Origin of the sequence: Microbacterium sp. K41 (assembly GCF_004794395.1) — a bacterium.
Taxonomy (GTDB): domain Bacteria; phylum Actinomycetota; class Actinomycetes; order Actinomycetales; family Microbacteriaceae; genus Microbacterium; species Microbacterium sufflavum.
In genome coordinates, this window is the sequence record NZ_SSDO01000199.1 from 1 (window position 1) to 9,202 (window position 9,202).

Sequence of the window (9,202 nt, forward strand, 5' to 3'; positions counted from 1 at the left end):
CGTGCTGGGGGCGGCGAGCGCGGCGGTGCGCGTCCGGCGGGTGCTGCGCTTCGACTACGGCGCGGCGGCGGACCGCCCCCCTCGGCGCACGGAACCCCATGCCGTCGTGGCGCGCGAGGGCCGGTGGTACCTGCTGGCGTGGGACCTGGAGGCGGCGGACTGGCGCACCTACCGGCTCGACCGGATGCGACCGCGGGTGCCGAGCGGGCCGTCGTTCACGCCGCGACCGCTTCCCGCGGAGGATGCCGCGACCCACCTGGCGGCGCGGGCGAAGGGCTCGACCACGGAGGACCGCTGGCCGTGCATCGGCGAGGTCGTGATCGAGCTTCCGGCGCGGGAGGTGGTGCCGTGGGTGGGCGACGGCGAGGTCGAGGAGCGGCCGGATGGGAGATGCCGCGTGACGGTGGGTTCGTGGTCGTGGGTGGGCGTGCTCGCCGCGGTCGCCCGGTTCGACGCGCCCTTCACGGTGGTCGGACCGGAACCCCTGCGCGAGGCGGCGGAGACGCTCGCGGCCCGGTTCGCCACGGCCGCGGACCCGCCCTCCTGATCCAGGAGTACATGGACGATCCGGATACCGTGCGAGTTCATCGCGTGCTCCACACGAAGAGAGACATCGCTTCCGTCCTCACCGCCCGCATCTGACGCCCAACCCTCGCGGGAGAGCCGCCTCACCCGCGCCGGTAGACTGAAGACGCCCCGCCGGCCCCTTCCCTTGGAGTGCGCGTGACCACCCCCTCTGCACCTTCCCCCCAGCACGTCCCCGACTCGGTCGAGAACGCGATCGCGACGCCCGAGAAGGAGCAGCCGTACGGCGCGCTCGGGCTCAAGGACGACGAGTACGCGCGCATCAAGGAGATCCTCGGCCGCCGCCCCACCTCGGGCGAGCTGGCGATGTACTCGGTGATGTGGTCGGAGCACTGCTCCTACAAGTCGAGCAAGAACTACCTGCGCCGCTTCGGCCAGAAGGTCTCCGACGAGATGAAGGAACGCCTCATGGTCGGCATGGGGCAGAACGCGGGCGTCATCGACGTCGGCGAGGGCTGGGCCGTCACCTTCAAGGCGGAGTCGCACAACCACCCGAGCTTCATCGAGCCGTTCCAGGGTGCGGCCACCGGCGTCGGCGGCATCGTGCGCGACATCATCTCGATGGGCGCCCGCCCGGTCGCGGTCATGGACGCGCTGCGCTTCGGCGCGATCGACCACCCCGACACCGCCCGCGTGGTGCACGGCGTCACGAGCGGCATCAGCTTCTACGGCAACTGCCTCGGCCTGCCGAACATCGGCGGCGAGACCGTCTTCGACTCGGTGTACCAGGCGAACCCGCTCGTGAACGCGCTCGCGGTCGGCGTGCTGCGCCACGAAGACCTCAAGCTCGCCAACGCGACCGGCGTGGGCAACAAGGTCGTGCTGTTCGGCGCCCGCACGGGTGGCGACGGCATCGGCGGGGCGAGCATCCTCGCCTCCGACTCGTTCGACTCCACCGGCCCCACCAAGCGCCCCGCGGTGCAGGTGGGCGACCCGTTCGCCGAGAAGGTGCTCATCGAGTGCTGCCTGGAGCTGTACCGCGGCGAGCTGGTCGAGGCGATCCAGGATCTCGGCGCCGCCGGCATCTCCTGCGCGACCAGCGAGCTCGCGGCCAACGGCAACAGCGGCATGCACGTCTCGCTCGACAACGTGCTGCTGCGCGACCCCACGCTCACGGCCGAGGAGATCCTCATGTCGGAGTCGCAGGAGCGCATGATGGCGATCGTCGCGCCCGAGAAGCTCGACGCGTTCATGAAGGTCGTCGACAAGTGGGAGGTCGAGACCTCCGTGCTGGGCGAGGTCACCGGCGACGGGCGTCTCATCATCGACTGGCAGGGCGAGCGCATCGTCGACGTCGACCCGTCCACGGTCGCCGTCGACGGCCCCGTGTACGACCGCCCGGTCGCGTACCCCACCTGGATCGACGCCCTGCAGGCCGACGCCGCCGAGAACCTGCCGCGCGCCAACGACCCGGAGACGCTGCGCGAGCAGTTCCTGTCGCTCGTCGCGAGCCCGAACCTCGCCGACACCCGCTGGATCACCAACCAGTACGACTACTACGTGCTCGGCAACACCGCCCTGAGCTTCCCCGACGACGCGGGCATGATCCGGGTCGACGAGGAGTCGGGCCTCGGGTTCTCCATCGCGACCGACGCCAACGGCCGCTACTGCCAGCTCGACCCGTACGCGGGGGCGCAGCTCGCGCTCGCGGAGGCCTACCGCAACGTGGCCGTGACGGGCGCCACGCCCACCGCGATCACCGACTGCCTCAACTTCGGCTCCCCCGAGAACCCCGAGGTCATGTGGCAGTTCGGGCAGACGGTCGACGGCCTGGCCGACGGCTGCTACGAGCTGGGCACCCCGGTCACCGGCGGCAACGTCTCGTTCTACAACCAGACCGGCGACGTGCCGATCCACCCGACCCCGCTCGTCGGCGTGCTCGGCATCATCGACGACGTGTCCCGCCGCATCCCGTCGGGGTGGCAGGACGAGGGGCAGAACATCTACCTGCTCGGCACCACGCAGACCGAGCTGTCGGGCTCCGCGTGGGCCGAGGTCGTGCACCAGCACCTCGGCGGTCGCCCGCCGAAGGTCGACCTCGCGGGTGAGAAGCGCCTCGCGGGCCTGCTCGCTGCGGCCCGCGACGAGTGGCTGATCTCGTCCGCGCACGACCTGTCCGAGGGCGGCCTGGCGCAGGCGCTCGCGGAGGGCGTGATGCGCTTCGGCGTCGGCGCCCGTGTGTGGCTCACCGAGATCATGGACCGCGACGGGGTGGACGCCGCCACCGCGCTGTTCTCCGAGTCGACCGGTCGCGTGATCGTGACCGTGCCCCGCGAGGACGACGTGAAGTTCCGCGGGCTGTGCGAGGGCCGCGGCTACCCGGTGATGCGCATCGGCGTGACCGACAGCGAGCCGCAGCTCGAGGTGCAGGACGTGTTCACCGTGTCGGCTGCCGAGCTGCGCGAGCGCTCGCAGGCCACGCTGCCGTCGTACTTCGGCCCGACCGTGACGGAGCCGGTGGACGCATGAGCGACAACCTCAGCGAGGACTACGGCGACCTCGGCGAGAAGCGCAACCGGCGCATCCGCATCGTGGCGTGGACGGTCATCGTGGCGCTGATCCTCGGTGGCGGCGGCGCGACCGTGCTCACGATCCTCCTCGGCTGAGCCGGGCGGCTCCGCGGTTCCTGGGCGCCCTTCGTCTCGCTTCGCTCGCTCACGAACCACGCCGGCGACAAGGCGACGGGCGTCAGCGGAAGAGGAAGCGCGTCAGGGCGACGACCGAGCCCGGATCGTGGGCTTCGCGGCCGAGCGCCTCGACGATGATCGCCCCGAGGATCGCGCGACCCAGTTGCTCGACCGGGGCGTCGGCGGCGAGCTGCCCATCCCGGATGCCGCCGCGCAGCCGCTCGACGAGGTACTTCTCCACGCCGAGGCTCTCGCCCAGGTGCGCGCCGACCGAGGCGTCTTCGGTGGCGGCGGCGACGAGGGAGCGCAGCAGCACCCCGCCCTGCGGCTCCTCCAGGATCGCGAGGACGCTGCGCAGCCACGTCTCGACGTCGGCGGAGAGGTCTCCCGTGTCGGGCACGACGAAGTCCACCGGGACCAGGAGCCCTTCGGCCAGGCACTCGCCGATGAGAGCCCCCCGCGATGGCCACCAGCGGTAGATGGTCTGCTTGCCGACCCCGGCCTCTTTCGCGATGCCCTCGATCGTGAGCCGGTCGTAGCCCTGGTTGTGGAAGAGCCGAGCCGTGGCGGCGAGGATCGCCTCGCGGGCCGCGGTGCTGCGCACAGGGCCGCTGCGATGCACGTTCACCATGCGTTCAGGATAGCCACAGAACCCTAGACGAGACGTGCCGTATGATCTTTTCGTCTGAAGGAGATCACGTGGCCTCACTGCTGTTCCGTCTGGGTTCTTTCGCTGCGCGCAGGGCGTGGACGGTGATCGTCTCGTGGGTCGTGATCCTCGGCATCGGCGTCGGCGCCTTCCTCACCCTCGGCGGCACGCTGAGCAACAGCTTCGACATCCCCGGCACCGCGTCGGGCGCGGTCACCGACCAGCTCGCGAAGAAGCTGCCCGACACCGCGGGCGGCACCGGCACGGTCGTGTACCGCACCGACGACGGCGAGCCCTTCACCGACGAGCAGAAGCAGGCGATCTCCGACCTCGCCGCGAGCGCGGAAGACCTCGACGGCGTCGCCTCGGTGGTCGACCCGTTCGACGCCCAGCAGCAGCAGGCCGACCAGGCGCAGCAGCTCACCGACGGGCAGGCGCAGCTCGACAGCGGACGCGCCCAGCTCGACGCCGGACAGGCGCAGCTCGACGCAGGTCGCACCCAGCTCCAGGGCGGACTCGATCAGCTCACCGCGGCGCGGGCGCAGGCCGAAGCCGCCGGAGCGCCCGCGGAGCAGACCGCCGCCCTCGACGCGCAGCTCGCCGCCCTCAACGCGCAGCTCGCACAGCTGGAGGCGCAGCAGGCGACGATCGACGCGAACCGCACCGAGCTCGACGCGAACGCGGAACAGGTCGAACTCGGCTCCCGCCTGCTCGACCTGACGGACGGCATCGGCGTCGTCTCGGAAGACGGCTCCACCGCGATCGTCAACGTGTCGTTCACCGACCCGCGCCTGGAGCTGTCCGAAGAGGTCAAGCAGTCCACCATCGCGCACTTCCAGGACGAGAAGATCGACGGGGTCACGGTCGACTTCGGCACCGACATCGCGCAGGGCGTGCCCGAGATCTTCGGCGTGGGCGAGGCCATCGGGCTCGCGTTCGCCGCGGTCGTGCTCATCGTGATGCTCGGCTCGCTGATCGGCGCCGCGCTGCCCATCGTCACGGCGGTCGTGGGCGTCGGCGTCGGCGTCACCGCCTCGCTCGCCTTCTCCGGCGTGGTCGACATGGCCTCGGTCACCCCCGTGCTCGGTGTGATGCTGGGTCTCGCGGTCGGCATCGACTACTCGCTCTTCATCGTCAACAGGCACCGCAAGCAGCTGCTCGCCGGGTCGCCCGTGCGCGAGTCGATCGGGCTCGCCACCGGCACCTCGGGCACGGCGGTCGTGTTCGCCGGTACGACCGTGATCGTCGCGCTGCTCGCGCTCAACGTCACCGGAGTGCCGTTCCTCGGGCTCATGGGCACGGTCGGCGCGGTGTGCGTCGCGGTCGCGGTGCTCGTGGCCATCACGCTCGCCCCCGCGATCCTCGGCCTCGTCGGCACGCGACTGCTGAGCCGCAAGGCGCGCGCGACGATCGGGCAGGAGCACGCGGCGGGCAAGCCCGTGCGCCGCATGTCGACCCTGCGCGCCGTGGTCACCGCGGTCGTCAGCATCGTCGCGCTGCTCATCATCGCGATCCCGTCGATGTCGATGCGCCTGGGGCTGCCGGACGGGTCGAGCGAGCCGTCCGACTCCACCAGCTACCGCGCGTTCCAGGCGGTCGAGGAGCAGTTCGGCGAGGGCGCGAACGGTCCCCTCCTGGTGACCGCGACGCTGGACGACGCCGTGAGCGACGACGACCTGCTCGCCACCCAGGTGACGGTGGCGGAGAAGATCGCGGAGCAGGACGACGTGGCCGCCGTGGCACCCATCGCCACCTCCGACGACAACACGCTCCTCGCCTTCCAGGTGCTGCCGGAGGAGGGGCCGAACAGCGCCTCGACCGAGAAGCTCGTGCAGGACCTGCGTGCGCTGCCCGCGATCGACGGCGACATCACGCTCGGCGTCGCCGGTCAGGCCGCCATCAACATCGACATCTCCGAGGCCCTGGCGGCGGTGCTGCCGCTATACCTCGTGGTGGTGGTCGGGCTGTCGCTGCTCATCATGATCGTGGTGTTCCGCTCGCTGCTCGTGCCGCTGATCGCGACCGGCGGCTTCGTGCTGTCGCTGTTCGCGACGTACGGCCTGATCGTCGCGGTGTTCCAGTGGGGCTGGGGCGCCGACCTGATCGGCCTGCACAGCACCGGGCCGATCCTGAGCTTCCTGCCGGTGATCCTCGTCGGCATCCTGTTCGGGCTCGCGATGGACTACCAGCTGTTCCTCGCCTCGGGCATGCGCGAGGCGTACGTGCACGGCGCCTCCGCACGAGATGCCGTCGCCCAGGGCTTCCGCGCCGGCCGCTCGGTCGTGATCGCCGCGGCGCTCATCATGGTGTCGGTGTTCGGCGGGTTCATCTTCTCCGAGTCGACCATCATCCGCTCGATCGGGTTCGGGCTCGCGTTCGGCGTGCTGCTCGACGCCTTCGTGGTGCGGATGCTGCTGATGCCCGCGCTCATGCATCTGCTCGGCCGTTCGGCGTGGTGGCTGCCGCGGTGGCTCGACCGTCTCATCCCGAACGTCGACATGGAGGGCGCGGCGCTGGAGCGCGACCACCCTGCCGTGCACACCGACTCCATCCCCGCGGTGCAGCCCCCGCGCACCCGGGCGGAGCGCCGCGCGCACGAGTGAGCCACGCGGCAGGCGCGCGCCGGTGTCGGAAGGCGCGCCTAGAGTGGGCGGATGAGTGAGGATCCGCGCGTGCTGCTGGAACGACTGCGCGCCGAGGCGGAAGGGCGGGTGCGCGCGACCGCGGCCACGCTCGACGAGCTCATGCACGACCGCGAGGGCTCGAACGACGACGACGAGCACGACCCCGAGGGTGTGACGCTGTCGTCGGAGTGGTCACGGCTCACCGGGCTGGCCGAGGCTGCGGCGGTGGAGCTGCAGCAGGTGGACGACGCGCTGGCCCGTCTCGATGCGGGCACCTACGGCGTCTGCGCGAACTGCGGGAAACCCATCCCCGCCGGGCGGCTGGAGGTGCGACCGTTCGCCGAGTACTGCGTCGCCTGCGCGGAGAAGCTCGGCCGCTGACACCACGACACGGCACGGCGTAGCACGGCGTAGCATCGCGGCATGCCCATCGCACTCGAGAACGTGGGGATCGCCGTCCGCGACCTGGAAGCCACCATCTCCTTCTTCACCGACATCGGACTCACGGTGCTCGGCCGGGACGAGGTGAGCGGCGAGTGGGCCTCCACCGCCGTCGGCCTCGACGGAAACCACGCCAGGATCGCCGTGCTGCAGACGCCGGACGGCCGCGGGCAGATCGAGCTGTTCGAGTACATCCACCCCGCAGCGATCGAGACCGAGCCGACCCTCCCGAACGAGATCGGCATGCACCGCATCGCCTTCTCGGTCGACGACATCGACGAGTCCCTCGCGATCGCCACCCGCCACGGCTACGAACCGCTGCGGGGAGTCGCGAACTACCAGGACGTCTACAAGCTCACCTACCTCCGCGGCCCGAGCGGCATCATCGTGATGTTCGCGCAAGACCTCACGAAGAGCTGAGATCGGCCGCGTGGTCACCGGTGCGGCGTTCGATCTCTGGCGCCCGAGGAGTCGCGCGGAGGAACGCCTCCCACCTCCGCGACACCGGAGCATCAGAGCGCGCGCGTGATCTGCTCCAGCACCGCGATGGGCTCGCGCAGCTGGGCGACCGGGACCGGGGGCTCGCCGGTGAGCAGCATCCGCACGAACGCGTCGACTCCGGGCCGCACGTAGTCGGGGCCGACCTCGATGTCGCGCTCGACCGTGCCGCCCGTACCGACCGCCGTCACGTGGAACGGCACGGCCGCGTCGCCCTCGGGCCGGGTGAAGTCCAGCACCACCGGCACGCCGCCGACGCGGTAGCGCGCGACGACACGGCCGTCGGCCCGCTCGACCTCGACGCCCTCCGCCGCCCCGGGCAGCAGGTGCTGGGCGACGTCGGCGTGGTGGATGCCGTAGAAGAAGAGGCCGCCGTGCGGGCTGTCGGCGTCGGCCGGGCCCGAGACGGTAAGCGACTGGAGCGCGCCGACCCCGGCCACGGCGTCGGCGATCGCCGCGGTGTCGTCGAGCCAGCGGAGCGTCGAGAAGGAGGTGACGGTCGTGCCGCCACGTTCGGCCGCGGCGAGGATCGCGTCGGCGTCGTCGAGCGTCGTGGCCAGCGGCTTGTCGACCCAGACGGGAGTGCCGGCCTCGAGGAACGGCACGGCGAGCGCGCGGTGGAGCGCCCCGTCGCGGCTGGTCACGATGAGCGCGTCGACCGCGCCGTTGAGCTCCGACACCTCGGGGGCGATGCGGGTGATGGCTCCGAGCTCGGCGAGCTCCCTGGTGCGCTCCACCTCGCCCGCGACGAGGGCCGAGACCCGCACCGGGAGGTCGGCTGCCTCCTCCCCGTTGAGGTGGCGGACGATCTCGGTGGCATGACTGTTCTCGATGCCGACGATCGCGACGTTCTTCGTCTCCATGCTGTCCTCCTCCACGGCGACCGGCGGAGGACGACGATGCCGCACCCCCGCCCGGCCGGCTCTGCGCCCACCCTAGCCGCGGTCTGCCTCGCGGCGCGGGTCCACCACCGCGGACGCTGCCGATCCGAGCCGACGGACGGCCGCCGGCGCCCGGCCCCTGCGCAGTAGGCTGAACCCATCATGGACGAGTTCATCCAGGGCTTCTGGACCTTCGCGGGGCACTACTGGTGGCTCGTCTTCCCGCTCATGGGCATGGCCGGAGGCGTGGCGAAGGCGTGGGAGCGCAGCTCGAAGCGCCGTCACGAACGCCGCCTGGAGACGCTGCGCATGAAGGCGCAGCTGAAGACCGCCGAGATCGAGGCCCGCGCCCTGGGCCGCGAGGCGAAGCGCCACGGCCCGTCGGTGGTCGACACCACGGCCCCCGTGTCGACCGACGACCTGCTGACGCGGCTGTTCGCCGAGCACGACGAGATCACGGCCCGCTGGCTCGACTACGAGCTCGACGTGGCGAAGCTGATCGCCTTCCCCGCGATGAGCGACGGACGGCAGCCGCTCACCGCCGCGTTCCTGCGCGCCAAGAAGACCGCCGACGCGCTGCGCCCCGCCTCGGCCGATGCGCCGCTGTCGGAGCACCAGATCGCGGAGTACCTGCAGGCCGTGGGCGACTACGCGGTGGCGTTCGAGATCGCCGAGAAGGATGCCCGCCGGCTGCGCGACTCCACCTTCACGGAGGCGGAGCGCAAGCGCCTCGACCGCGCGCAGCAGCTGCTGAAGGTCGCGGTCGACGAGTCGGCGACGCAGGCCGAGCGCAACGTGGCCTACAAGCGCGTGCGCGAAGAGCTCGACGGACTGATCCTGCTGTCGGACGAGGCCGTGACGGTGCTGGAGAAGCAGGTCGCCCGCGAGCTCCCCGCC

The 9,202-nt window shown here is 71.3% G+C and carries 9 protein-coding genes; 7 read left to right on the plus strand and 2 right to left on the minus strand.

Translation table 11 applies throughout. From position 1 onward, the window contains the following. The 3 genes from DW309_RS05205 to DW309_RS19370 all read left to right on the plus strand — a co-directional run. Positions 1-547 (plus strand): helix-turn-helix transcriptional regulator (locus DW309_RS05205; protein WP_136044763.1); only part of this gene is annotated, 547 nt, incomplete at its 5' end. 176 nt (positions 548-723) lie between these two features. Continuing rightward, a complete protein-coding gene (gene purL, locus DW309_RS05210; RefSeq protein ID WP_136031417.1) occupies positions 724-3,054 on the plus strand; it encodes a phosphoribosylformylglycinamidine synthase subunit PurL in 2,331 nt (776 codons plus the stop codon). Then, positions 3,051-3,191: a hypothetical protein gene (locus tag DW309_RS19370; protein ID WP_168387183.1), complete on the plus strand. Its 141-nt coding sequence runs from the start codon at positions 3,051-3,053 to the stop codon at positions 3,189-3,191. Before purL ends, DW309_RS19370 begins: the two co-directional genes overlap by 4 nt. Positions 3,192-3,273: 82 nt before the next feature. Here DW309_RS19370 and DW309_RS05215 read toward each other — a convergent pair whose 3' ends face one another. Next, a complete protein-coding gene (locus tag DW309_RS05215; protein WP_136044764.1) occupies positions 3,274-3,843 on the minus strand; it encodes a TetR/AcrR family transcriptional regulator in 570 nt (189 codons plus the stop codon). Between the two features lie 68 nt (positions 3,844-3,911). Between DW309_RS05215 and DW309_RS05220 the strand changes: the two genes are divergently transcribed. The 3 genes from DW309_RS05220 to DW309_RS05230 are packed head-to-tail and all read left to right on the plus strand — an operon-like array spanning position 3,912 to position 7,346. Then, the gene (locus DW309_RS05220) at positions 3,912-6,464 is read left to right on the plus strand and encodes an MMPL family transporter (protein WP_136044765.1); all 2,553 of its coding nucleotides are present in this window, start codon (positions 3,912-3,914) and stop codon (positions 6,462-6,464) included. A gap of 51 nt (positions 6,465-6,515) precedes the next feature. Then, positions 6,516-6,866: a TraR/DksA family transcriptional regulator gene (locus DW309_RS05225; RefSeq protein ID WP_136031410.1), complete on the plus strand. Its 351-nt coding sequence runs from the start codon at positions 6,516-6,518 to the stop codon at positions 6,864-6,866. Positions 6,867-6,908: 42 nt separating this feature from the next. Beyond that, complete coding sequence (locus DW309_RS05230) at positions 6,909-7,346, plus strand: VOC family protein (RefSeq protein WP_136044766.1); 438 nt, start codon at positions 6,909-6,911, stop codon at positions 7,344-7,346. A 92-nt stretch (positions 7,347-7,438) separates the two neighbouring features. Here DW309_RS05230 and DW309_RS05235 read toward each other — a convergent pair whose 3' ends face one another. Next, the gene (locus DW309_RS05235) at positions 7,439-8,287 is read right to left on the minus strand and encodes a Gfo/Idh/MocA family oxidoreductase (protein ID WP_136044767.1); all 849 of its coding nucleotides are present in this window, start codon (positions 8,285-8,287) and stop codon (positions 7,439-7,441) included. Between the two features lie 180 nt (positions 8,288-8,467). Here DW309_RS05235 and DW309_RS05240 point away from each other — a divergent pair. Next, on the plus strand, positions 8,468-9,202 hold a 735-nt coding region (locus DW309_RS05240), incomplete at its 3' end, for a hypothetical protein (protein ID WP_205812634.1).

Coding starts and splice junctions, on each gene's coding strand:
- DW309_RS05215 (WP_136044764.1), bottom strand. CDS start 3,843: ATGGTGAACGTGCATCGCAGCGGCCCTGTGCGCAGCACCGCGGCCCGC.
- DW309_RS05235 (WP_136044767.1), bottom strand. CDS start 8,287: ATGGAGACGAAGAACGTCGCGATCGTCGGCATCGAGAACAGTCATGCC.
- DW309_RS05230 (WP_136044766.1), top strand. CDS start 6,909: ATGCCCATCGCACTCGAGAACGTGGGGATCGCCGTCCGCGACCTGGAA.
- DW309_RS19370 (WP_168387183.1), top strand. CDS start 3,051: ATGAGCGACAACCTCAGCGAGGACTACGGCGACCTCGGCGAGAAGCGC.
- DW309_RS05225 (WP_136031410.1), top strand. CDS start 6,516: ATGAGTGAGGATCCGCGCGTGCTGCTGGAACGACTGCGCGCCGAGGCG.